General features: G+C 48.0%; 19 protein-coding genes and 1 pseudogene. 11 read left to right on the top strand and 9 right to left on the bottom strand.

Annotated elements, in window-relative coordinates:
* The 7 genes and pseudogenes from B9Y77_RS16110 to B9Y77_RS15660 all read left to right on the top strand — a co-directional run.
* A pseudogene (locus tag B9Y77_RS16110) lies at positions 1-210 on the top strand (hypothetical protein); the annotation flags it as partial.
* Between the two features lie 147 nt (positions 211-357).
* On the top strand, positions 358-1971 hold the full coding sequence (locus B9Y77_RS15685) for a phosphohexomutase domain-containing protein (RefSeq protein ID WP_085492336.1): 1614 nt from the start codon (positions 358-360) through the stop codon (positions 1969-1971).
* A 29-nt stretch (positions 1972-2000) separates the two neighbouring features.
* On the top strand, positions 2001-2729 hold the full coding sequence (locus tag B9Y77_RS15680; RefSeq protein ID WP_085492335.1) for a hypothetical protein: 729 nt from the start codon (positions 2001-2003) through the stop codon (positions 2727-2729).
* A 129-nt stretch (positions 2730-2858) separates the two neighbouring features.
* A complete protein-coding gene (locus B9Y77_RS15675; RefSeq protein WP_073424666.1) occupies positions 2859-3602 on the top strand; it encodes a YebC/PmpR family DNA-binding transcriptional regulator in 744 nt (247 codons plus the stop codon).
* Between the two features lie 304 nt (positions 3603-3906).
* Complete coding sequence (locus B9Y77_RS15670) at positions 3907-5004, top strand: hypothetical protein (protein WP_085492334.1); 1098 nt, start codon at positions 3907-3909, stop codon at positions 5002-5004.
* 11 nt (positions 5005-5015) lie between these two features.
* Entirely contained in the window at positions 5016-6071 is a 1056-nt protein-coding gene (locus B9Y77_RS15665) for a hypothetical protein (protein ID WP_254900081.1), read from the top strand.
* Positions 6072-6180: 109 nt separating this feature from the next.
* Positions 6181-7254, top strand: coding sequence for a hypothetical protein (locus tag B9Y77_RS15660; RefSeq protein ID WP_085492333.1), 1074 nt, complete (start codon positions 6181-6183; stop codon positions 7252-7254).
* 114 nt (positions 7255-7368) lie between these two features.
* Here B9Y77_RS15660 and B9Y77_RS15655 read toward each other — a convergent pair whose 3' ends face one another.
* From B9Y77_RS15655 to obgE, 4 genes are read right to left on the bottom strand one after another with little or no spacing between them, the layout of a single operon-like run.
* Positions 7369-8460 carry an N-acetylmuramoyl-L-alanine amidase family protein gene (locus B9Y77_RS15655; protein WP_085492332.1) on the bottom strand — a complete coding sequence of 364 codons (1092 nt, stop codon included), beginning with the start codon at positions 8458-8460 and terminating at the stop codon, positions 7369-7371.
* A 59-nt stretch (positions 8461-8519) separates the two neighbouring features.
* Positions 8520-8990, bottom strand: a complete 471-nt coding sequence (smpB, locus tag B9Y77_RS15650; protein WP_085492331.1) for an SsrA-binding protein SmpB — start codon at positions 8988-8990, stop codon at positions 8520-8522.
* The gene (locus B9Y77_RS15645; protein ID WP_012820190.1) at positions 8971-9321 is read right to left on the bottom strand and encodes an HU family DNA-binding protein; all 351 of its coding nucleotides are present in this window, start codon (positions 9319-9321) and stop codon (positions 8971-8973) included. The genes smpB and B9Y77_RS15645 overlap by 20 nt, the downstream gene beginning before the upstream one ends.
* Before the next feature lie 32 nt (positions 9322-9353).
* Positions 9354-10355: a GTPase ObgE gene (gene obgE / locus B9Y77_RS15640; protein WP_012820189.1), complete on the bottom strand. Its 1002-nt coding sequence runs from the start codon at positions 10353-10355 to the stop codon at positions 9354-9356.
* Between the two features lie 362 nt (positions 10356-10717).
* On the opposite strand from obgE, the gene B9Y77_RS15635 reads away from it, so the two are divergent.
* The 4 genes from B9Y77_RS15635 to B9Y77_RS15615 all read left to right on the top strand — a co-directional run bounded on the left by B9Y77_RS15635 (position 10718) and on the right by B9Y77_RS15615 (position 13240).
* Positions 10718-10936 carry a hypothetical protein gene (locus B9Y77_RS15635; protein ID WP_073424661.1) on the top strand — a complete coding sequence of 73 codons (219 nt, stop codon included), beginning with the start codon at positions 10718-10720 and terminating at the stop codon, positions 10934-10936.
* On the top strand, positions 10918-11475 hold the full coding sequence (locus tag B9Y77_RS15630) for a GNAT family N-acetyltransferase (RefSeq protein ID WP_085492330.1): 558 nt from the start codon (positions 10918-10920) through the stop codon (positions 11473-11475). The genes B9Y77_RS15635 and B9Y77_RS15630 overlap by 19 nt, the downstream gene beginning before the upstream one ends.
* Positions 11476-11810: 335 nt before the next feature.
* On the top strand, positions 11811-12254 hold the full coding sequence (gene nrdR / locus B9Y77_RS15620; protein ID WP_073424659.1) for a transcriptional regulator NrdR: 444 nt from the start codon (positions 11811-11813) through the stop codon (positions 12252-12254).
* A 14-nt stretch (positions 12255-12268) separates the two neighbouring features.
* Positions 12269-13240: a class I SAM-dependent rRNA methyltransferase gene (locus B9Y77_RS15615; RefSeq protein ID WP_085492329.1), complete on the top strand. Its 972-nt coding sequence runs from the start codon at positions 12269-12271 to the stop codon at positions 13238-13240.
* Here the strand turns inward: B9Y77_RS15615 and B9Y77_RS15610 are convergent.
* The 5 genes from B9Y77_RS15610 to B9Y77_RS16105 form a co-directional block, all read right to left on the bottom strand.
* Positions 13237-14796, bottom strand: a complete 1560-nt coding sequence (locus tag B9Y77_RS15610; protein WP_085492328.1) for a sigma-54 dependent transcriptional regulator — start codon at positions 14794-14796, stop codon at positions 13237-13239. The two genes, B9Y77_RS15615 and B9Y77_RS15610, sit on opposite strands and share 4 nt — an antisense overlap.
* Before the next feature lie 8 nt (positions 14797-14804).
* On the bottom strand, positions 14805-15179 hold the full coding sequence (locus tag B9Y77_RS15605; protein WP_073424656.1) for a response regulator: 375 nt from the start codon (positions 15177-15179) through the stop codon (positions 14805-14807).
* Positions 15179-17473: an ATP-binding protein gene (locus tag B9Y77_RS15600; RefSeq protein WP_176221790.1), complete on the bottom strand. Its 2295-nt coding sequence runs from the start codon at positions 17471-17473 to the stop codon at positions 15179-15181. Before B9Y77_RS15600 ends, B9Y77_RS15605 begins: the two co-directional genes overlap by 1 nt.
* A gap of 107 nt (positions 17474-17580) precedes the next feature.
* On the bottom strand, positions 17581-23436 hold the full coding sequence (locus tag B9Y77_RS15595; protein WP_085492326.1) for a glycoside hydrolase family 9 protein: 5856 nt from the start codon (positions 23434-23436) through the stop codon (positions 17581-17583).
* Between the two features lie 73 nt (positions 23437-23509).
* The coding region (locus B9Y77_RS16105; protein WP_176221789.1) for a hypothetical protein at positions 23510-23722 on the bottom strand (213 nt) is incomplete at its 5' end.

The raw sequence follows: 23722 nt of genomic DNA, 5'->3' as shown, positions 1-23722 counted from the left end.
ATGAGTAATTTTAGTCCTAGAACTATGTCAAATTCATGGATGAAAGATTATGATGAGGCTGTCCTCAGGTATGAGGGTGCGCAAGACAAGGCTCGTGAGATGGCAACGAGGATGTTGTTGAAAAACAAGCCCTTAGCTGAAATCGTCGAGTTTACGGGGCTTCTTGAATCAGAAATTCTTCAAATCAAGGCGACCCTTGAACAGAAATAAAAATGAATTTAGCCAAGGCTCACGAATGTGAGCCTTTTTTACGTAGATTGTAATCCCTTATTTTGGGCGATTCTTCCTACTATCTACTTCCTACGTCCTACTGGATTTTTTCTAAATTTTGCGCGTTAAAACTACAAAGGAACCGCTATGGAAAACATTACCCAGATTTGGAAAAAGATTCAGTCCCCCGAATTCAACCCGGCTACCGATATGAACCTGGTTGAAACCGTGAAGCAGGTCGCATTGACCTCCCAGGAACCGGCAAAGGTCAGCTTTGGTACCTCCGGCTGGCGCGGTGAAATCGGTTCTGAATTCACGCTCCGCAACTTGCAGGTTGTCGGTGCTGCTATTGTGCGTTTGTACAAGGAAGCAACTCCGGAACTCTTCGCTGCTCTGGGTGTCAAGGATTTTGCTGAACTCCAGAAGAAGGGCGTGGTCGTTGGCCATGACAACCGCTTGCTCGGTCACGAATTCTGCGAAGCTGTCGCAGACCAGTTTGCAAAGGCTGGCGTGAAGGTCTACTACGGTGGCGAAATGCCGACTCCGGAATTCTCCGCTGCCATCGAAATGCTCGGTGCTGCCTGCTCCATCAACATGACTCCGAGCCACAACCCGAGCCACTACAACGGCATCAAGTTCAACCCGGCAGACGGCGGTCCTGCAGGTCCGGAAATCACGAACGTCATCACCAAGCTTTCTAACGAAATGATGGCTACCTGGAAGTTCGAACCGGTCTCCAAGGTTGACTGGGAAATTATCGACTCCCTTAAGATTTACAAGGAATTCCTCGTCAAGCAGGGCACGATCAAGTTCGACCGCATCAAGGAATTCATCAAGAAGGGCCGCCTCACGCTCGTGTGCGACCACGTTCACGGTTCTACCCGCCGCCGTCCGGCAGCTCTCCTCGACAATCCGGAATGCCTCATCACGCTCCGCAACGAAGATGATTCTTTGTTCGGCGGTATCGCTCCGGAACCGTCCAGCAAGAACCTCGAAAAGGTTCGCAAGGTCCTCGACGAAAGCAAGTCTTGGTTCCGTCTCGGTGCAATCTTTGACCCGGATGGCGACCGTATCCGTTTCTACGACGGCACTCGCGAAATCGACATGAACCAGTTCGGTGCAATCGCTTTCCACTACATGGCAACCTGGCGCAAGGAACAGGGCTGCGTGGCTAAGTCCGTTGCAACATCCAACTTTGTGAACATCATTGCTGAAAAGCTCGGCGTTCCTGTCATGGAAACTCCGGTGGGCTTCAAGAACTTCCGCCCGTGGCTCTCTCGCAATGCCAAGCAGAAGGCTCTCGTCGCATTCGAAGAATCTGACGGTATTTCTGGCCTTAACAACACGCTCGAAAAGGACGCTCAGTTCGGTCTCCTCATCGCTCTTGAAATTCTCGCTACGACTGGCAAGAACCTCGGCGAATACCTTGACGCTTTGTACGAAGAATACGGTCGCTTCTATCCGACCCGTTCTGGTTTCGAAGTCGACAAGTCCCTTGTCGGTGCTCCGCTCAAGGCTAAGGTCGATGCTATCGCTGATATCGCTAAGCCGGGTGCAAAGGTCATGGTCGGTGCAAATGAAAAGACCGTGAAGCAGCTCCTCACGCTCGATGGCGTGAAGGTCATCTTCGACGACGATTCCTGGATGCTCGTGCGTCCGTCCGGTACGGAACCGAAGGTCCGTATTTATACGGAATGCCGTAACCCGGATGAAAAGGATCCTATGTTCGAAGCTGCCAAGGCTTTGTTCTTCAAGAACTAAGGACAAATTAAGCGAATTGGATTAGGGAAATGAAAAAACTTCTAACGGTCATCTTCCTTGCGTGTGCCATGGTGTTCGCGCAGGAAGGCTCCATTAAGCCGGAATTCCAGGCTTTCTCTGGTGCCTTGATCAAGCTCAAAAAGGCTGAGAAGGGTTTCCACAAGTTTAGGCTCCGAGTCGATGTGGCTCCGTGGGCATTCCTTGCGGAAGGTGAAGTCCAGGCTCCCGGTGGAGATTCTGATGTCCTTATAACAGCTCTTTTCGATAGAGCGCTCTACGCTGTGCTTGCCTACATTCCGGACAAGATTGCTGCCGGTTCCGATGGCGAAGAATACAACGTGGGCTTCTTCGACATGATGCTTTATTACGACGAAGAACCGACTAGAATTCGCAACTTGTCGTTCAAGCTTTTGCCGCCTGCAAATGACAGCTGGGCACAGAGCATTTTGGATGATGCTCTCCAGTCTGGCTCGCTTCTCGGTAAAATCTGGAGCGGTAAGTACGAACGAGAAATTACTAAGGCGTCCGCTGTTCCTATAGACAAGACAAAGCTTGTCGATATGCAGCAGAAGCGTCAAGCGGCTAAAGCAGCAGAAGCTGAACGCAAGGCTAAGGAAGAGGCAGACCGCAGGGCTCGTGAAAAGGCTGAAAAAGCAGAAAAGGCTAAGTTCAAGTCTAAAAAGCACGATGACCTTGATTGCTCTAGCCGCAAGCTCACTGCCAAGCAGAAACGCCGCTGCAAGATGAATGGAAAATAGAACTTAGAATCAGTCAATAGTCATTGGTCAGTGGTTCTTAGATATAGCTAGGCGGCAACGCCGCGATTATTTAAACTACAAACTAATAACTAATGACTAACAACTTTTTTTAACAACTAGAGGTAAATTATGTCCGGTCACTCCAAATGGGCCACCACCAAACGCAAGAAAGCCAAAACCGACGTCGCTCGTGCAAAGGCTTGGAACAAGCTGATCAAGGAAATCTCCATCGCTGCTAAGCTCGGCGGCGGCAACCCTGACGCTAACCCGCGTCTCCGTGCTGCAATCCTCAAGTCCAAGAGCCAGAGCTTGCCGACCAAGAACATTGAAAGTGCTATTGCCAAGGGTACGGGTGCTAACTCCGGTACCGAAATGACTGAACCGTTGTACGAAGGACGCGGCCCGGCAGGCATCGCTATCATGGTGCAGTGCATGACCGACAATAAGGTCCGTACGGTTGCTGAAATCCGTAACATCTTCAACAAGAACAACGGCTCCATGGGCGAGTCTGGTTCCGTTTCTTGGGCATTCACTTACAAGGGCGTGATTGTCGTCGATGCTGAAAAGTATCCGGAAGACCAGATCATGGACCTCGTTCTCGAAGCTGGCGCAGAAGACATGAGCACCGAAGATGGCGTTCATGAAATCTCCACTTCTCCGGAAGCTTTCGACGCTGTTTCCAAGGCTCTCGAAAATGCTGGGATCGAAATGATGAGCGCAGAACTCAGCTACGTCCCGAATGACCCGGTCAAGCTCGGTCACGACGACGCTGTCAAGCTCCTCAAGCTCATCGACAAGTTCGAAGACCACGACGACGTTCAGGAAGTCTACCACAACGCCGAAATCGACGAAGCTGACATGGACGCTGAATAGTCCGTAAGGCGAGTGATGCGGGATTGCTTGCAATCCCATAACCGAGCCGCAGGACGGACGCCGAAGCCGAAGGCGTAGGCGTCAATAGTCCGTAAGGCGAGAGTCGCGACGGCAAGCTTGCTTGCCGGCATGACCGAGCCGAAGGATGGACGCTGAAGCCGAAGGCGTAAGCGTCAATAGGAATCCAGTCAAATTTTAAAAAGAGAACTGTTGCGATTGTGACAGTTCTTTTTTTTATTTATATCAATAATTTGTACTTAGTAGACGAACAATTTGTATATTATCGCACAAAGAAGGAGTTGGCATGACAATCCATAAGTTTTTCCGCCTGTGTAGCTTGACTGTCGCTTCACTTTTCTGGGCTAGCTGCTCAGATTCTGATCCTCAGCTTTATTACCCGCAGTCAGCCAAATTGGATCCTTCCGAAGATGTGGAGGAGAGTTCTTCTTCCGAAGCGGATTCTAGTTCTGCTGAAATTGAATCTAGTTCTGCGGAATCTGAAGAGTCCTCTAGTTCGGCTGATGAACCTCCCGAGAGTTCTTCCGAAACACCGTCTTCTAGCTCTGCAAATTCCAGTTCTTCAGATGTTTCTAGTTCATCGGAATCTGAACGTTACATTTTAGCAAAAGATTCTTCTGTGACGTGCGTAAAAGAATCCCAATTGTTTCCTTCTACATCTTGTCAAACCTCGAGTGACTCTTATACATGTGATGATTATAAAGAATATTTGGGTAAGGATACTAGCGTTACTGAAAGGGTCTTGAATAAATGGGAGGATGCACTAGAGTTTTGTGGTGCCATTTCGGAGATGCCGTCTGTAGTGTATGGCGTTTTTCCGCCAGCTTGCAATCCTAACGCTGTTTATCTATCCTCGGTGCTTAAATGTTCTAATGATAGCACCTATAGATATTATCAGTTGGATGGAAATTTAGCCTATAGGAACACGCAAGAATATAACGAGGCTCATGGAATAAGCTCTAGTTCTGCACCTCAAAGCTCAAGCTCAGCTGAACCTTTAGTCCAATCATGCAAGCAAGAAGACTTTGTGCTGTTTGCCGATATCCTTGCTGATGTGCAAAAAGCATTGTACGAAAAAATCGTTAGCGAATTGCTAAAGAATGCTTCTTTGACTGAATCTCAAACAACTTATTTAGAAAAACTTCTAGATCGAGAAAATAAAACGTTGAAGGGCAACTTTGCTCCGTATCGTTTGGGAAATCTAGAAGTTGAATATACTTCGATGGATGGTTATTCTGAATATTGGTTTGACGGCTATATTGCCAAGACCAAAACTTGCGCTGACGGAACTCCAGAAACGACAGAACGTTATCAGGAAAAGTACGATTCGATTTTAGCAGAATGCCTTGAATTGATTGAGAAAAAGTCTAAAGCTTCCAAATAAATTTTAGTTCCTTGTTCCTAGAAAATTACGAAGGTGTTGGCATGACTATCCATAAATTTATTCGCTTGTTTAGTTTGACTGTTGCTTCGCTTTTCTGGGCGAGTTGTTCGGATTCAAATCCGCAATTTCCGATGTCGCCATCAGCAAATCCTGATTCATCGTCTGATGCAAATGAAAGTAGCTCTAGCGAATTATCAAGTTCTGCTGTAGCGCCTGAATCAAGCTCTTCCGATTCGCCACCGCAAAGTTCTTCTTCTGAATCCGCATCGAGTTCGTCGGGCGTTGAAAGCTCGTCTAGCTCTAACAGCAGTTCAAGTTCTGCTGAGTATGTATTAGCGAGAGACCCTTCTGTGAGTTGTGAAAAAGTATGGCAACAAGTTCCTATTTGTGCAAAAGAATATTCTTGTGATGAACTGAAAACTATTTTAGAGAAAAAACAATCGGTTTCCGAAAAACTTCTGTCTTCTTGGGAAGATGAATTGGAATCGTGTGAAGGTATCTCTGAAATGTCTCCGGCGGTTTATGGCTGTAGTCCTTGTTGCTCTACTAAGTTGTTTTCCAAAATGTGGTGTTCAAATGGCGACACTTACGCTCACTATGTGACCGATGAAAATAAAAAAGTTTATACAAGCATTCAAGAATACAATGAAATTCAAGGAATTGTTCCAGAGAATTTAACAGAATCGTGTCCGCAAGGAGAGTATGCTTTGTTTGTTGATGTTCTTGCGGACGTACAGACAACTTTGTATGAAAAGTTGTCTAAGCAACTTGAAGAAAATTCATCTTTGACTGAAAAAGGCAAGGCATATTTGGAAAGACTTTTGGACCAAGAGAAAAAAGCTTTGAAGGGGTTTTTATATCCTTATTTGTTTGATTATAGTGGGTATGGCTACAAAATGAAACAAGCCTCGAAAAATTGGTTCAATGGTTATATTGCCAAAACCAAAACTTGCGAAGACGGCACGCCTGTAATAACGGAACGCTACCAGCAAAAATACGATGCAATTCTTGCCGAGTGTATTGAAATTATCGAAAATGAAGTCAAGGCTGCTAGCGCTGAAGAATAGATTGTTGCTGTGCGATATTGACGGAATGTCAACGTTTTTATTTAAACAGAACGCTTTTTGAAATCAATTTTTGAGATAAATTATATGTTAGAGAGTAAAGGAGAATCTTATGAATATTCGAAAATTTTGGCGCTTGAGTTGCTTGACTGTCGCATCACTTTTTTGGGCAAGCTGTGGCAGTGATTCGAACCCGCAATTTCCCGTAGGGCAGTCTGCAAATCCTGATTCATCTGCAGATGCATTTGGGGATAGTTCTAGTAGTGATGCTGCTTTACCTGAAGAGTCTTCAAGTTCTTTGGCTGAAGAAAATACGAGTTCTTCTGATGTTGGCGTATCTAGCTCGTCGGAGGCTGCGATGAGCTCTTCGAGCGTAGAAAGCTCTTCAAGTGCTGACGTGACGGAATCTTCAAGTTCTTCGGAACCTGTGAAATATCTCATGGCACGGGACACCTCCGTGACTTGTGTAGAAGGGTCGTATAAACGAAGCAATTGCCCTGAAACTACGCATAGTCCTACTTGCGATGATTATAAAAAATATTTAGGGAAAGATACATCATTGTCTCAAAAAATTTTGACGGAATGGGAAGATAAACTTCAATCGTGCGGTTCTATTCAAGAAATGGCGCCTGTTTATGGTATCGTCAGTCCTGTTTGTTATCCCACTTCGTATTATGACGCTCCGATGATTGTGTGTTCTGATACACGTACTTATAGGAATGGGTACAAAATCGAAGGAAATCTTTTCTATACGAGCGATGAGGAATATGACATAGCCCATGGAATTTACCCTGAAGATTGGGTCAAGTCCTGCAAACAAGATGGGTTTGCTTTGTTCCCGGATATTTTGGCCGATGTGCAGAAAAAACTGTATGAGGTTGTCTCCGGAAAACTCTTGGAAGATGTTGTCAGATCTGAATCGGAACAAAAATATTTAAATGGTCTTTTGGATCATGAAAACAAAACATTAAAGGGACTTTATGAACCTTATTTTTCTGCCGATATTGAGGCAGATGTTTTCCTTTTAAAGGATAAATCGAAAAATTGGTTCAACGGTTTTATTGCAAAGACGAAGGCTTGCGCAGACGGAACGCCTGAAATTACAAAACGTTATCAGGACATGTATGATGCGATTCTCGCGGAATGCCTTGAAATTATTGAGAAAAAATCAAAGGCTGCGGAGTAGTTTATTTGTCGAAAGCTTTTCGTCATTTCGAAAGCTTCACGTCATTCCGCAAACATCTCGTCATTCCGAGTGTAACGAGGAATCCAGTCAAATATTGTGGATTCCTTTTTTCGTCTAATTTCTTCCCAGCGTTTCGCGGTAGGTGTGGACGGCGTCCTTGTACTTGCTGACAGCTTGTGCGATGCGGTCGGCGAGGTCTTGCTGTCCTGCCTTAGTCATCATGTAAGCTTCGTCTTCTTCGTTGCTGATAAAGCCAAGTTCAATGAGCACGGCTGGCATCATCGCGCCTACGAGAACCATGAATCCCGCACCGCCGACGCCTGTGTTCATCTTCTTGATTTTTCCGCCATCGAAACTGTCTAGCAATTTCTCCGTGAATAGGTAACTAGTTTGTTTGTACTGTTCGAGGCGGGCCTCAAGCTTGAACCATTCCAGCGGTGAAAGTTCGTCCTTGGCGTTCTTTTCGCCGTAGAGTGTGGCGACCGCGTTTTCACGACGGGCTATCGCCTTGTCTTCTTCGCTTTCCGGGGCGCGCAGCACGTAGAACTGGTAACCCTGGATAATCTTCTTGCGTTCTTCGCTTGCGTCAATGGCGTTGCAGTGCAGGCTGATGAAGAGGTCGCCATCCCACTGGTTTGCCAAGTTTGCGCGTTGGCGCAGTTCAATGAAAACGTCCTTGCTGCGGGTGAGCTTCACGTTGAAGCCTTCGTCCGCGAGGTTCTTGCGCAAAAGTTTTGCAACGGCGAGAACGATATCTTTTTCTTGAGACTTCTTGCCCGAAGCGCCGGGGTCCTTGCCTCCGTGTCCGGGGTCAATCACGATGGTGCGGACTTCACGCGTGCCTGCGATTTCTTGTTTGGGCGCTTTCGGCTTTACGACAACCGGCTGTGCAGGTTTCTGTTCGGCGGGCTTTGCAGCGGGCTTGGCCGGCGCAGTTTCTTTTGCTTTAACTTGTGCTGTCTCAGTCTTTGTTATTGGGACTGCCGCAACCTTATTGGAAATTTTCTTGGCGTCGTTTTCCGCAATCCATAGGTGTCCGTTATCGAGCTCCGGCGCTGCCGACAAATCGATTGTGCGCCCGTTGCGCGTCATGTACGGAATGCCGACGGCGAACTTGAGCGTGTCCTTCGCAGAAACGATCGAGAACGTCTTTTGCACCGGATACCAGTGGAACGAACCCTTGATTTCGCGGGCGACAGACTCCACATCGACCCTTGCCGTAGCAGCGAGGGTTAGGCTACATGCGACTAGCAGTAAAGCTAAAATTAGCGATGAGCCTTGGCGGCGCGAGCCATTTCCATCTTGGCGTCGCGGACTAGAATGTCCTGTCGCTTGTCGTGTTGATCCTTGCCTCGGCATATTCCTACTTCGAGTTTTGCAATACGGTTCTTAAAGTACATTTTCAGCGGGATGATCGTGCAACCCTTCAATTCCTTCGCCTTGCGCATCTTCTGGATTTCGTGCGTGTGGGCGAGGAGCTTTCTCCTGCGTGCAGGGAAATGGTTGAAACGGTTGGCGAAAAGGTATTCATCGATATGCGCACCGACGAGCCAGAGTTCATCCTTGTTTTCGTCGATATCAATCCACGCTTCGCCCAAAGTGCATTTGCCGTTACGGATAGACTTGACTTCCGAACCGATGAGCATGATTCCCACTTCAAAAGTTTCATCTACAAAATAGAGGTGGCTCGCCTTGCGGTTCTGGATAACGGGCGTACTAGATTCTTTCTTGATCATCTTTAGGGACAAAAGCCTCTTCTAAGTCGAAAGGAACGTTGTTGATTTTTTCGATCAGGTCCTTGCTGGGTTCGAACACCGGACGCACCTTGGCGGGAATGTTCACGAGCTCGCCAGTCTTGGGGTTCCGGGTGCGGCGTTCCTTGCGCTGTTTATTCTTGAAGCGACCGAATCCACGCAACTCGATATTGTTGCCCTCGATAACGCAATTGGAAATAGCGTCGATGAGTTCTTCCACGATGACTTTGGTTTTTACTTGCGTAAATCCAGTCTGGGAAGCGATTTCATCAACGATTTCCTTCTTAGTTATGTTGGACTGAGTCGCCTTCATATTAAAGAATTTACAATAATTTTAAGCAACCGTTACGCTTTTTTGCTCCAACCTATGCTTTTTTTGTGCATATGGGGCACTGCAGCGTCCAATGCCTGCTGCAATTCAGCGCAACCTTCGCCAGTGACCGCCGATGTGATGACCACTTTCTGGCGGTGCTTCTTGAATTCCTTGATGGCGTTTTCGATGCCGAGGTCGCTCTTGTTGAGCGCTACGACAAAGTTCTTTTCGGCAAGCTTCGGGTGGAATGCCTTGAGTTCTTCCTTCAAGACCTTGAACTGCTCGTAGGCGTTTTCGGCAAAACCGTCAATCACAAAGAGCAGTGTGTGCGTACGTTCGATGTGCTTGAGGAACTGGTGGCCAAGGCCCTTGCCTTCGCTCGCGCCTTCCAAGAGACCCGGAATATCGGCAACCACAAAGCTGTGACCGTTCACCTGGACGATGCCGAGCACCGGTTCAAGAGTCGTAAACGGATAGTCACCAACCTTCGGACGACCGCTAGAAATCTTGTTCACGAGGCTCGACTTGCCTGCGTTCGGGAAGCCCACGAGACCCACGTCTGCCATGAGCTTGAGTTCGAGGAACAGCTGGCGGACTTCGCCCTTTTCACCCGGAGTGCACTTGCGCGGTGCCTGCACCTTCGGGGTTGCGAAATGCTGGTTGCCCATGCCGCCCTTGCCGCCGCGAGCCGCAATCCACTTCTGGCCCGGTTCGGTCAAGTCCGTGAGGATGTGGCCCTGTTCGTCCTTGACGATTGTGCCGCGCGGAACGCTAATAATCAAATCTTCGGCAGATGCACCGGAGCAGCGTTTGGCGCCACCGGGCTGACCGCTCTTTGCCTTGTAAATGTGCGTGTTGCCCATGTCGAGAAGCGTGGTGTACTGCTCGTTCACCTGCAAAATCACGTGACCGCCACGACCGCCATCACCGCCATCGGGACCGCCGAGGGGTACAAACTTTTCACGATGGAAACTGCAGATGCCGTCACCGCCTCTGCCGGAGCGAACTTCAATATTTTTTTCGTCTAAGAACATAGCCCAAATTTAGAAATTTTTGCGATTTGGGGAAGAGGGATGTGCTCAACAAACACATTTGTGATTTGTCATGCCGGATTTATTCCGGCATCGGCTATTCCAATTAAGCTAAAACATGTTATATTAGCTATGGCTTTGACTTTGACGATGCTTCGTGCTCGCTTTCTCTTTTGTAAATTTTTTCGATTCTTGCTAACGGTTGTTTGCAAAATAAATCGTCCGACGGACGATCCCTTGTTTTTGAAATTTCATCATTTTATATTATGAGAACCACCTTAGTAGTGTGTTGCCGGGTTTCACCTGTCTAGTGATGCTCCAGAGTTAATATATGCGTTATTATATGATTCAAAGAGGACAAAGCTATGGCTAGACCCATTCGTGAAACTCCGATTCTCTATGGCGAGGATGCTCGTCGTTTTCTTGAAAACATGAAGATTCGCCGACCGGAAACTCCAGAAGCTCGTGCCCAGCGTTTGCGCGATTACGAGTTTATGAAAAAGGCTTACGAACGTGGTATGGCTGAACAGCGTGCCCGAGAAGAAGCTAATGGAGGTATAGATCCGTGGTTCAAGAAGGTATAGATACAGAAAAATTAAGTTTTATTAGGATTCGACCATCTTATTCTGTTAAAAATTTTAATTGCGGTGATCGCGATTTAGATGATTTCATTCTGAATTGTGCGTCTGCATTTCAGAAACATTTGCTTGCTGTAAGCTATGCTTGTACCGATTCTGGTACAGGTCAAGTATTGGCTTATTGCAGCCTTGCAAATGACAGGGTGGCATTGGACAATTTCAAGGATAAAACAGAATTCAATCGGTTCCGAAAAAAGAGCGGTTTCCCGAACGAAAAACGTTTGAAAAGTTATCCTGCGGTCAAATTATGCCGCTTGGGCGTTGATGTCTCGGCTAAAAAACATAGAATCGGGACGACAATCCTCAATTACATCAAGTCTATGTTTGTGATTGACAACAAGACAGGTTGTAGATTTTTGACTGTTGATGCGTATTTGAACGCCGTTCCTTTTTATGAAAAGAATGGTTTTCGGTTTATGAATGCTGAAGATGACGATCCGCATACAAGGTTGATGTACTTTGACCTTATGGATTTGGTTGCGTAATTAAATCGAGCAGCAGTAGTCGAGTAGTCAAATCTAGTAGTAAGGATAAAGGGGATCGAATGTTTTATCTTCCGACTTTGATTCCTGCCTGTGCTTCCGCCAGTCTTGGTAATGCTCGTTTTATAGAGTGCAAAAGCCCTAATGACGTACAATGCCTCAAAAAAATAAATGGATGTAATTTTGCTGCTGTTGAATATTGCGGATGTTGGGAAAGCGAAGATGCGTATATATACTATCGCAACAAAGATAAAGGACTAAACCGGTAGTGTATCTGTTGGCTATGTAATTTTATTGTGTTTTTTGCAATTTTTTCTTAAAAAAGCTATATTCAAGGTATGATTTGCCCGTTTTGCAAGAATGATAACGACAAGGTTGTCGATAGCCGCGTGAGTGGCTCGTCCATTCGTCGTCGTCGTGAATGTTGTGCCTGTGGTCGTCGCTTTACGACTCGTGAATATATCGAAGTTCAGCCGTTGACCGTTATCAAGCGCAGTGGCGAACGCGAACCGTTCCAGCGCGAAAAACTCCAGCGTGGCGTCATGAACTCTTGCAAAAAACGTCCGGTTTCCATGGACGATATCGAACAACTTGTGACGCGAGTCGAAAATTCGTTGCAGATGTCAGAGGGCTTTGAAGTCAGCTACGATCAGATTGGCAACCTCGTGATGCAGGAACTCAAAAAGCTCGATGCCGTTGCCTATGTCCGCTTTGCTTCCATCTATCGTGAATTTAAGGAAGTGGGCGAGTTCGTCGACCAGATCAAGACTCTTGATAAGTAATTCGTCTTTTTCGAATGGCTTTTGATTTAAAAAACAAGTTAGCGATTGCTTTCGACAAGCGCGCCTCGTTATTCGAGGTAACGGATGCTTTGCGCATTGTGAATGGCGCTGCTGACGGCTTCCCGGGACTTACGATTGATAAGCTTGGTGACCGTTACCAGATGCAGTTTTTTGGACCGGAGCTTTTAACGAGCAAGACTGAAATTGTCGAGGCTGTAGCCGCTCTATTCAATCCAGTTTGTGTTGTGACAAAGGAACGCCTTTCGAGCTCTGGAAAATCGCTCGAGAACGCTCCGATGGATGTCGTGATTGGCGCGCGTGAAGATGCCGTGGGAACCGTCCGCGAAGGCAATGCACATTTTCATGTGGATTTGCTTGATACGATTAATCCGGGACTTTTTCTCGATATGCGCCATGTGCGTCTCGAAGTCGAAGAACGCTTCCGTGAAATGTCCGGGGAGAGCCTTCGCTTCCTCAATCTTTTTAGCTATACATGCAGTTTCTCCGTGCATGCCCGTCTAGGCGGTGCTGCGGTTGCTACAAACGCCGATATCAGTGGCAAGATTCTCGACAAGGGTCGTGAAAATTATGCCTTAAATGGGCTTGATTTGCGCCCTGGAGAGTTCTTCCGCGGTAACGCTATCGAATACGTTCACTGGGCTCAAAAGAAGGGCTTACGATTTGATGGTATTGTGCTTGACCCGCCGAGCTTTGCGCGTTTCAAGGGCTTTAACTTTAACGTGCGCGAACACTTGATGCCGCTCGTTGCCGATTGTGCGATGCTTTTAAATCCGGGCGGATTTTTCATGGTCAGTTCCAACTATAGTGAATTTAACTTGTCTGCGTTTGCCCGCGATGTGCTCGCCGCCGTTTCTTCTGTGCACCCGAAAGCAAAAACGTCTTGGAAAAAATCCCAAGACGTAGACTTTGTCGGTAGCGGTTCTACAAAAGATTCTTGCTTAGTCGCAACTCTTGTAGAGGTTTAATCCTCGCCGCCGTCCATTTCAATTTTGAGCTCTTTGAGCTTGCGCCAAAGTGTGGCACGGCTAATGCCGAGCTTTTTGCAGACTTCAGTCTTGTTGCCTTTGCAAATGCTTAAGGCATGCAGAATGTGCCTGCGTTCCATCTCGTCGAGCGAAAGAATTTCTTCTTCTTCGGCGGGCGCCGGATTATGCGTGATGAACTTCGTCGGGTTGTGCGTCAAAAGTCCTGCGCTATCCGTCTTGCCCGAAATCGGTTCAAAATGAATCGGCTTTCCGAATGGATTCTCGGCGGACTTCTCGTCATCTTCCGTATCTTCGACTTTGTTGTAAACAGATTCGCTGGAGCTTTCTTTATTGCTGCTGGCATCCTTTATATGCGGAATGGCGACAGTCTTTTCACGGGCTTCTACTTGCACGTATTCGGGCAGGTCTTCGAGCTTGATGACCCCACCTTCCGAAAGCACAATCGCGTGCTCCATGATGTTTTCGAGCTCGCGGATGTTGCCGGGGTAGGGGTACTTTGTCAAAGCATAAAGAGCGGCTGGTTCAAGGTCGAGAATTTCCTTGCCCTGCGCTTCTTTGTTCTTTAAGATAAAGTAACGAATTAAGTTCGGGATGACGGGCTTCCTGTCGCGGAGCGGCGGAAGCTGCAAGTGGAACGTGTTCAAGCGGTAGTAAAGGTCTTCGCGGAATCGACCTTCGTGCATGGATTTTTGCAAATCGCGGTTCGTTGCAGCGATAATGCGGATGTCCAAATAACGGGCGTCCGTTTCACCCACGCGACGAATTTCGTGACTTTGCAGAAAACGTAAAAGCTTGACCTGGGTTGCCAGTGAGAGTTCACCGACTTCGTCCAAAAAGAGCGTACCGCCATTGGCGGATTCGAACAAGCCCTTCTTGTCGGCGGTCGAACCTGTGTACGATCCCTTCTTGCTACCGAAGAGTTCGCTTTCCACGAGGTTCTCGGGGATGGCGCCACAGTTGACTGGCACAAACGGTTCGTTTGCACGCTTGCTGTAGCGGTGGACGACGTTTGCCAAAAATTCCTTGCCCGAACCGGACTCGCCGGTTATAAGCAAGGTGCTGTTGGTCGGTGCGACCTTATAAACTGTCTTTAGAATTTTGCGCATCTCGGGCGTGTCGCCGAGAAGGTTGTCCAACACCTGGGATTCCATGAGCTGCGTGTTGGACTTGTTTTGTTGCTGAGCCTGGATTTTGCTTGCCGTGCTCTCAAGGAGCGATAGCGTGACCGGCTTCTTCAAAAAGCTGCTGGCTCCACGGGTAATGGCGCTAGCAGCTCCCTGCCAGTTGCGGTCATCGCACAGTACAAAAATCTCGATACCAGGCTGGCGTTCCTTCAAATAGCTGATCAAATCCATATTGTCGAGCATTAAAAAAGGAACCTCGATAAACGCAAGGTCTATCGACGTCTTTTTAATTAGCGGCATCAAAGTCTTGTCGTCGGAGCAGACCAGGAGGTTCGTTCCGGCTACAGACCAGTTCCGTTGTAGCTCCTCGACAAATTTCCGATCAAAATCAGCGATCAGGATATTCATCATTTATGCTATTACGAATGTACCTTGATGATCTCGTCAACTTTGTTGCGGAGCTGCTGGAGGTCCAGCGGCTTGCTGAAAATAGCAGCAACATCGAAATGCTGTGCCGTTGCAAGGTAGTCTTCGGCAGAGGTGCGTCCACCACCACTAATCGCAATAACCCTGTCGCTAAGGCCCATGCGGCGGAGATCGAGGATGACTTCGAAGCCATCGCCTTCCGGCATGATGATATCGGTGATAATCACATCATAAGTATTCTTCTGATAAAGCGACTTGGCTTTCTTACCGTTGCATGCAGTATCGACAGTGTAACCTTTCAATTCCAAAGCAGACTTCAACATGAGGTTGAGCTGAGCGTCATCGTCAATGATGAGTATTGTAGACATTAAGCCTCCATTTTCTCGTTTCTTATAGACCAATATAGATTAAAAATAGTTCCTTCGCCCAATGTTGTTTGGACTGTATAGCCCGCATTGCCTTCTTTTAGCAGTCTTAATGCGGATGACAAGCCCAAACCGAGTCCTTCACCCGGTGCCTTGGTCGTAAAGAACGGTGAAAAGATGCGTTCGAGGGTGGCGGTGTCCATGCCGGTACCGGTATCCTCGACTGTAATTTTGGCGTACGTGCCCGCTTCGATCTGCGGGGCGTATGGCGTAATGAGCGGTTCCGTGAGCACTTCGCGCTTGAGGGCAATCGTGAGCGTACCGCCGTTTTCCTTCATGGCGAAAATGGCGTTGTTCGCAAGGTTGCTGATAATACGGTCGAGTGCAGAGACGTTTCCGACGATGCGGATGTTCTTGTCGAGGTTTTCTGCCTTGACCTTCACGTTCGGCGGGAGCGTAATCCAGAGCTTCTTCACCACGTCGTCGATAATCATGTACGGCGCAAATTCAGTCAGCTTGTCCTTTTCGGATGTCTTTCCGCGGATGGTGTTCAAAAGCTCTTCGAGCGATTCTTTACCGCGTGTTGCAGCCTTTCGGGCTTCCTGGATAAACATGTAAGCTTGGTTATCCTTGTCGAGCACTTCAAGGGCGAGATCGCAGAAGCCGATTTGCGAGCCGAGAATGTTGTTGTAGTCATGCGCGAAGCCACCGCAGATGGTGCCCAGTTCTTCGAGTCTCGAATGGATGTGCTTTTGTTCCTGCAACATGTCGCGTTCTTTTTCGAGACGCATTTCCTTGGTAATATCGATTTTGATACCGATGATTTTGTACGGTTTGCGGGGCGCCATAATCGGGATGAACATGTTGTTGAAAATCATGATATCCTTAGCAGCGCCCTTGCGGACTGCCATATTGTAGTCATCCTGCTTCAAAATTTCGATATCGTCTTCTTCATCCTGGTCTTCGTTAAACGATCTCTTAATTCGTTCGTAAGAAATAAAGCTTTGCGGTTCGCCTTCGTTACGGGCTAAGAGTTCCTGCGGCAAAATCTTGCTGTCCGGTTCTGATGTCTGGAGCAGGTTTCCGCGGCTCTTGATGTCTGTCTGGTTTTGCGTCATGAACACGCCCTGTTCGTTCTTGGACCAGAAGCGGAAGGGGAGTGTACTGATAAGCGTGTCTAAGAAGTACTTGCTTTCATCGACTTTCTTCTTCCAGATGTTCAGTCGTTCCTGATAACGGATTTGGTCGAGCTGGTATTCCTTGAACTGCTCATCGCGGGTCTTGATAATTTGCTGGTAATGCAGCGTGTTGGAAACATCGCTGAAAAAGGCGACGTTATAGTTTGTTGTCAATGACTGGCGGATTTCAAAAATCGAGACATTAAAAATATGGTCTTCGTTATCGATTTTGACTCTAATCTTGTTGTAGGTCGATTCTCTTGCCGGGTCTTGTATTTGCGGGAATATGGACGTGATTTTCTTGTTGTGGAGGGCTTCTTGCGTTGTGTGTAAAATTCCAAGAGCTGCTGGGTTTGCAAGCTGGATTTCACCTTTGTAGTTGTAGTAGATAAGCCCGTCTACCATCTTGTCTTTTAGCTTGTCCAAAAACCAGGATGCGCTTTTGTTCTTGAACGATACGGAAGTGAAATATTGCCCCGAAAGGATTGCCAAGAATACCGAGATGAATTGCGACCATTTGAGGAATTGGTCGTAGTTACTGAATTTTGTGGAAATGGGAATAACGAAATCGAAGAGTGCCACCAAGGTTACAAAGAATACAAACGAGGATAACATGTAAATGCTAACCTGGTAGGGGAGCGTCGTATCGCTAGTTTGTACGATGTTGCGTAGAATAATGTAGGCGGTAACGATGATGTTGGGGACTACGAATAAGCAGAACAGTAAAGAATAAAAGTTGAATACAGGGCGTTCTGCAAAGGGATGGTAGCCAAAGAAGTTTAAATTGGGAATGAAGCTAGGATTACTGATAAAGAGATATGTCGAAACGAGAACGGCTAAAGCTCCGAAAATATTCATGAGCTTCCAGCCGTTCTTGCGCTTTATCTTGAGACTGATTTCTGCGGTATGGTGTATGGCGTTCCCGAGCTGGATCCAGCCAAGGGCTGCCGCGCAGAATATGAGTTGCCTTGCCGTATAGGCTCTGGTCCCTGCAATAAAGTTATCGCCACTAAAGAAAATGTCGCCTATCAAGTTGCTCGCTTGCCAGAATATGCTGATGATCACCAGCTGGTGTATGGGGCGAGGAAGCTGCTTGACGGACGTCTTTTGACCAAGCATGATGGGAAAATAGCATACGATGATCAACGCTACTACAGTAAGCGTTATAACGTAGGGCGAGTTTGTAAATAGACTCTCTTGCATATTTTCCCAGCTTCTTGACCTTTTTACTTAGTTCTCTTGATGCCGAAGGTCTTTGTCTGATCGAACGAGCTCTTCGTCGAGAAGTTCTTGATGAGCTTCTCGTCTCCCTTGACATCAGGATTGTTCATGTTTGGCGTAAATGTAGCTTCTATTTCTGCCTTGTAAATGTAGGCGCCAGTACCAACGGCTCTGTCATCCTTGGTGCGGATGCCAGACGGGGCCTTGTTTGCCCATTCGATGGCGAATTCCACCAGGTTGTTCGTCGAGAGGTACTGTTTCGGATCTACACTGAACGCTTGCTTGAACCTATTAACAAAGTTACCGAGGTTCGAGTATATCGGAATGCTGAACTTGACGAGGAGGCTTTCCCATGCGCATTCTTCACCAAACGAAGAGCCGCGCGGAACAGTCAGCTTCACGTCAAAGATGGCACCGCCGATATCTGCTGAGTCAATGGCGGTTTGTGTGACCTTGCCGCCCTGGATGAGGTCGAACTTGTTGTTCGACGGATTCCTGATGTAGAATCGCATGGTCTCGTCGGTGTTGACCTTAGAGCGGTTGAGCGAATTTGCATCGGTAACGGTTTCGCGGAGATGCACGTCGAACTTGATTTTCGGAGCGCCCTTGCCGTTGACCAAAACCCAGGGAACATCAAATTCAGGATAGTTGCCATTGGCATCCTTGAATGTGCTTGTCATCATGGAACCCATTCTCACATAGTCGCCTTCCATGACTGTGCCTGCGAGGCTGTTCATGTAGAGGAAGGTGAGGCTCGAATTGCTCTGCGAGAAGCTCCATGCGGAGAAGTTGCTGCTAAACGCGTTGGAAAGTCTTTCGGCACGCTTGTGTCTGTAGAATTCCTGAGTCGAGTCTGCAACAACGAGAGGTTCGCTGACGGTAATGTTCAGAACGTCGGCAGAGTTTGTCTGGTTGATTGTTGCGGAAACAAAGACCGGACCGACCTTGTCTTCGGCGAGGACCGAGTTCGATTCCGTGGCGGCGCCTGTACCGAGGTACTGCGTGACAAGACCTGCATGAGTCAGCATCTTTCCACCTGGGAGTGCTCCGTCGTAGTTACCTGCGGTATTGCCGAACTGGAACGGCTTTTCAAGGTCGATAGCGAGGTTTTCACCGTTGAGGGCGAACTTGCTCTTTTCGACCTTAAGCGTTTCTGGCTTTGCGATACCGAAGATGATTTCGAGCGTATCCGGTGTGTGCTTGGCGTCAAGTGCCTTGGAGAACTGTACATCGACGTGGCTTGCATAGCCGTTCTTATCCTTGTCGGTAATGACGGCGTAAGTCATCGGGATCGGTAGAATCTTCAGGAGGATTTCGACCTTTTCTGGTGTGCAGAGACCGGCTACGCCGTTGCCGTTCAAGTCCTTGATGGAACCTGCCGGGTCGAGTTGTCCCCACATGCCTGCAGTGACAACAGAATTGTTGCTTGCATCAAAGGCGATTTCGAAGTCCCAGATGTTCTTCGATTCATTGTAAAGCTTAGCCGAGAGGACCGTCGGTGTAGCAGCCTTTGTAATGCCGTCTGCTGCGTAAAGGATGAGCGGGAAGTTTGTGCCCGGAGCAGAAATCGGTTCGCTAAATTGCAGATAAACGTGATCTGCGTTTGCCGTATCCTGGCGTTCGAGGACTGTAGCTGAAAGGAGTGCGGGCGGAATGCCGTCGGAATAGGAATCTTCGACGGTCTTGACCTGTCCTTCGATATTACTTGTAAGTGTAATCTTTCCTGTGGCGTTTGTTACGATGTCCTTGATGTCGTCAAATTCGACAACGAGCGACTTGCCATTAAGCGATTTGACCTTGTTCGCATTGATGGTCGTGCTTCCGTAAGTGAACGAAATAGACGTGAAACTCTGGTTTGCCGTATATTCCGAAGAAAGCGTGATGTCCATGGCATCTGGGATGTGGTCGCAGTTCAAGTCCACAATCTTTGCCACGTCGATAATCGGCCAAGGCGGCAATTCTTCGATGTCGAGTTCCGCAACTGCCGGCGTGTAGGCGTAATCTGCGGTATTGGCGTGTGTTGCAGAAATAGTTGTCTTCACGGCGACCTTGGAGCTCACGTAGATTGTCGCAACACCGTCATAAAGCGTTATGGTTGTTACCGGAATAGTGGCTGTGGGGTCTGTATAGAAGAGGACATTCGGATCATCGCTAACCAATTCGACGTTCAGGTTCTTTTCGTCCTTGTAGAGTTCGAGATTGCTGTCGAGGAGCGAAATCTGGACTTCAATGAACTTGTCCTTATAACCGACAATATTGCTCTTGTCGAAAACGAGGTAACGTTTTTCGAGTGGCTTCGTGATACTGTCGATTTCAACGTTGCTACGGACCACGGCACAGGCGCAGTCATACTTGTTTTCGTCCTTCATATTGGCATTTCGGTTATGCCAGGTGACCCATTCCATGTAGTTGTTGCCGTAGGCGAGAGTCGTATCTGTACCGAAGGCGATAGAGTCGGTGCGCTTGATGTTGGGGTATTCAAACTTGTACGGGTTGCTGTTCATTTCAACAGCATCGAGGACACCCGTCGGCGAAACCTTACTTGTGGCGGCGTACGTTGTGAGCGGATCTTCCCTTTCAACAGAGTATCTCGGGCTTACGAACGGGCTCGTGAACGTTGTTTCGATGGTGCGTTTGACTTGCGGGCCATTTTCAGGCGTGTAGTCCGGACCGTAACCGTAGATGTGCTTGCCGTGGTAATAGACGGTAATATAGGGGTCACGGGTAAAGGCAACGACTTTTTCACCGTTGGAATTGTGTTCAAGGAATGTCGTTTCAGAACCCTTGAAGTAAGGAGCTTGAGTCAAGTCAATGCCTTCGAAATGTTCCGGATCGGTTTCTTCGGTGTGTGCGCGGAGTGACCAGGAACCTTCGATGTCCTTGAATTTCACTGTCTTTACATTAGGATCGTAGTTGTGGAAGATGATTTGGATAATCAGCTGTCCAGAAACTTCTAGTTTGCCTTTGACGTTAATGGGGAGATAATAGCCTCCAAAACCGTCTGCCTGAGCGGTTCCGAAAGTAACGTTAATCGGCTTACCCATTTGACCGTCGCCTCCGAAGTTTTGGTGGCAGTTTCCGAGTGCGGAGAGGTTTTGATCCTTGAGGTACATACGCACTTCAAAGTCTTCGAATGGTACGGTGTCGTTGTTTGAAAGCGACATGATGAAGGCATGGCAATCTTGCCATTGGCTACAGGCGGCTTCTCCACCGTAAGAACTCGGCTTCAAAGAAATGTCGAGGTCTGCATAGGTGGCGTGGGTTTCTGTGGTAAATGAGTATTCTTCAGAAGTCTTTGCGCCCGAGGAAACGGTAAAGTAATAGGTTGTACCCGCTTCAAGTCCTGTGAGTTCAGCTTCGTGGAAAAGGACGGCGCTGCCACTTGCATTTTGGGTTTCAGTGTAGGCTCCCTTGACCTTTCCGTAGTTGACGACGCCGTTCAGACGGTCGGTGCTCCACCAGTAAATCTTTGCACTGCGATGGTCGACCTGGCAAATCGTAACTCCCTTGATTTCAGTCATTTTGGGAGTCATGGTAAAGGAGTACCAATAACCATGGTTGTCATCAGTCGTGATGTTTCTCTTGGTGTCCATGCCTTCGAGGAAGAAGTAATATGTCTGTCCAGGAATGAGTCCGGTAAGCGTTACAGAACCGCCCTTAGAGGCTGTGGTCTGCTGCACCGATTTCGGATTGGCGGAATTGGGGACGACGTCGTAGAAAACCGTAACAAGGGCGACTTCGTTTGCGTCCCAGCTTACGATAGCGGTAGAGTCTGTAATCGGCGTTCCGACGATGTTGCTAAAAATCGGGCCTTCGTTATCGGGCGGGAGTGTTTCAGCAAGGCTCTGGGCCGGGAAGAGGAACTGTGCCGAGAAGTCAATACATGTTTCGGTAGAGGTGTATTTGCTCCAGTCTTCGATAAGTGTTTTTTCCGGATCGCGGCCACCCATGAGTGCACCCTTCGGGCAGCGGTACTGGTAAGGCATGCCACCGGTATTGAAGCCATCGGGGTTTGCAGAACGGTTGTGCGGGTGTTGCGGGTTCTTGTCACCTGCGCCCATCAAGAGGGAAATATCCCACGGGTTTGCGCCAAGTGCGTAGTACATGTTGTCGAGAGCGACCTTCAAATAGCGTTCGTCCTTCGTGAGTTCGTACATCAAGAAGATGGAAACGGCTGTACCCAGGTTGTAGCGGATCACGCCCCAGTCAAAGCTAGTCCATACAAGGTTGTAGGGAGTAATGACCTTGAGGTCTGTCGGACCTTCATGAGCTTCGCTTTTTTCGTTGGAGTTTACCCCCGGATTGACGAGAACGGTAGAGTCACCCTGGTTTGTGGCGTCATTCAAAATTTTGCGGAATGTTGCCATCGTACGCATCGAGAGGGAGTCGCGTTCGATTTCTGTAAGACCGAATTCGGCCGCTGTTTCCGAGCTCTTCAAAATCAGGTTCTGGAATGCAAACAGCACATAGGTGTGGATGTTCTGGTAGTCTGTTGCCCAGCCGCCAGGAGAAAAGCCACTTTCATTGCCGAGAAATCCTGCCTTGAAGTAGTCCAGGTTGAATCTAGAGTTGGTGGGGTTGTTGAAAATGTTGGTGTTCTTGTAAAGGTCATAGCGGTAGGTCGTGTCCTTAGTGGCGTACCACAAGGCGAGTGCAGCTGCCGCACCATCGTCATAACGCGGACCGCCACCGGTATAGAATCCAGGGAATGATGTCGTCTTTCCCATTTCGTTTCCGTTACCATAGTCAAAGAGCGGCATCATCACGTTCTTGTAAATGTCTTTTGCTGCTTCGATGAGCGTATCAGAATAGGCTGGGTCGTAAACGCGATAGCCGGCAGCGACGTTTGCAAGGGCTGCAACAAACATACCCGAAGTGTTTGCACCTATGCCTGTGAGCACAACGCGGTCTGGACCGCCCTTAGATTCTGGCTGAGCGTCCTGACGTTCCGGCAAGTCCCAGAATGAGTGGTCTTTTTCGTCAACGCCCACGGAATGGTACATGTCATTTTGGGCAATCAATCCATCTTCTTTGGAGGCCTTGTAAAGCTTGAGTATGTAATCGGCACCGATTTTTGCTTCGTAGAGAATATCCGGGATGCCGTCTGTAAAGACTGTGTCAGCATAAGAATGACCATAGCGGTCTTCTGCCTTGTTGGGGTAGGTAAGGTAAACCATCGAAAGCACGTAGGCGGTATAGCCAAGAGTTTCAGAAACCTTGAAATGGTCACCACAGTCGTGCCAACCACCCGTCAAGTCATGTCCGACTTTGGAGCCGTCTTTCAAGTGGCAGGGCTTGTGGAAGTGCGAATCTGTATTACCGCAGCGCTGAATCCCGAAGAACTGCAAGGAGTTTTCGAGGATGGAATTGTAGATGGATGGGTGCACATGGAATGTTGCCGATGTGTCTTTGCCCACGACAAGGAAGTATTCGCCCGTTGTTGAAAGCGTTGTAAAATCGGCTCGGTACAGGTCTTCTTTTTCTGTGCTGATGGAGTCCTGTTTACCAAACTCATAAATGCTTTCCAATGAGTTGAAAGCGCCGTTAATCCAGATGTTTGGCTTTGTGGCGCCTTTCTTGATAAGCGAGAGGTTTCCGCCACCTGGAACTTCTTTACCGCTGTTCGCATCGATGACTTTGAAGGTCATTTCCTTTGGATCGGCGACATAGGCGTACTTGTAGTCTTGCGGTCTGAATCCGCTTTGGTTCATTCGGATGGGACGTCTGTTGTAGACGTTCAACGAGTCCAAATAGCGTCGGCTACAGGTGGTACATGTTCTGTCTATGTTCGGTAGTTCTGCCTCTGCATAATCCATGCAGAACGTAGCCAGTAAAGAAACAATGCTGAGTAATCTTTTCATACTTTCTCTTCTTTTATCCAAAAAATAAAGAAGCCGCCAGGATGGCTAGATCCTGGTGGCTGCCTGTTTATAATTACTTTCTTCTCTTGAAGCCAAGAGTCTTGGTCTTGCTGTCGGTTGCCTTTTCGACTCTAGCGCCCACTTCAGCACAGGATGCCTTGTAGTCGTTGGTCGTCTCGTCGAACTTCGAGGCACAGAAGGATTCTGCCGTAAAGTCGAACTTCGCGATGTAGGCGCCTGTTCCGATCTTGTTGCCCTTCTTGGCGACCGGGGCTTCGTTATCCTT

The sequence above is a fragment of the Fibrobacter sp. UWB13 genome (assembly GCF_900177805.1).
Lineage (GTDB): Bacteria > Fibrobacterota > Fibrobacteria > Fibrobacterales > Fibrobacteraceae > Fibrobacter.
Note: the sequence above shows the minus strand (reverse complement) of the source record. Positions and strands in the feature narration are given on the sequence as shown.

Bases quoted from the DNA above. Each gene is read 5' to 3' on its own strand.
- B9Y77_RS15595 (WP_085492326.1), bottom strand. From the start codon at position 23,436: ATGAAAAGATTACTCAGCATTGTTTCTTTACTGGCTACGTTCTGCATG.
- B9Y77_RS15670 (WP_085492334.1), top strand. From the start codon at position 3,907: ATGACAATCCATAAGTTTTTCCGCCTGTGTAGCTTGACTGTCGCTTCA.
- B9Y77_RS15605 (WP_073424656.1), bottom strand. From the start codon at position 15,179: ATGTCTACAATACTCATCATTGACGATGACGCTCAGCTCAACCTCATG.
- B9Y77_RS15635 (WP_073424661.1), top strand. From the start codon at position 10,718: ATGGCTAGACCCATTCGTGAAACTCCGATTCTCTATGGCGAGGATGCT.
- B9Y77_RS15685 (WP_085492336.1), top strand. From the start codon at position 358: ATGGAAAACATTACCCAGATTTGGAAAAAGATTCAGTCCCCCGAATTC.
- B9Y77_RS15675 (WP_073424666.1), top strand. From the start codon at position 2,859: ATGTCCGGTCACTCCAAATGGGCCACCACCAAACGCAAGAAAGCCAAA.
- nrdR (WP_073424659.1), top strand. From the start codon at position 11,811: ATGATTTGCCCGTTTTGCAAGAATGATAACGACAAGGTTGTCGATAGC.
- B9Y77_RS15615 (WP_085492329.1), top strand. From the start codon at position 12,269: ATGGCTTTTGATTTAAAAAACAAGTTAGCGATTGCTTTCGACAAGCGC.
- obgE (WP_012820189.1), bottom strand. From the start codon at position 10,355: ATGTTCTTAGACGAAAAAAATATTGAAGTTCGCTCCGGCAGAGGCGGT.
- smpB (WP_085492331.1), bottom strand. From the start codon at position 8,990: ATGATCAAGAAAGAATCTAGTACGCCCGTTATCCAGAACCGCAAGGCG.
- B9Y77_RS15680 (WP_085492335.1), top strand. From the start codon at position 2,001: ATGAAAAAACTTCTAACGGTCATCTTCCTTGCGTGTGCCATGGTGTTC.
- B9Y77_RS15610 (WP_085492328.1), bottom strand. From the start codon at position 14,796: ATGATGAATATCCTGATCGCTGATTTTGATCGGAAATTTGTCGAGGAG.
- B9Y77_RS15600 (WP_176221790.1), bottom strand. From the start codon at position 17,473: ATGCTTGGTCAAAAGACGTCCGTCAAGCAGCTTCCTCGCCCCATACAC.
- B9Y77_RS15660 (WP_085492333.1), top strand. From the start codon at position 6,181: ATGAATATTCGAAAATTTTGGCGCTTGAGTTGCTTGACTGTCGCATCA.
- B9Y77_RS15645 (WP_012820190.1), bottom strand. From the start codon at position 9,321: ATGAAGGCGACTCAGTCCAACATAACTAAGAAGGAAATCGTTGATGAA.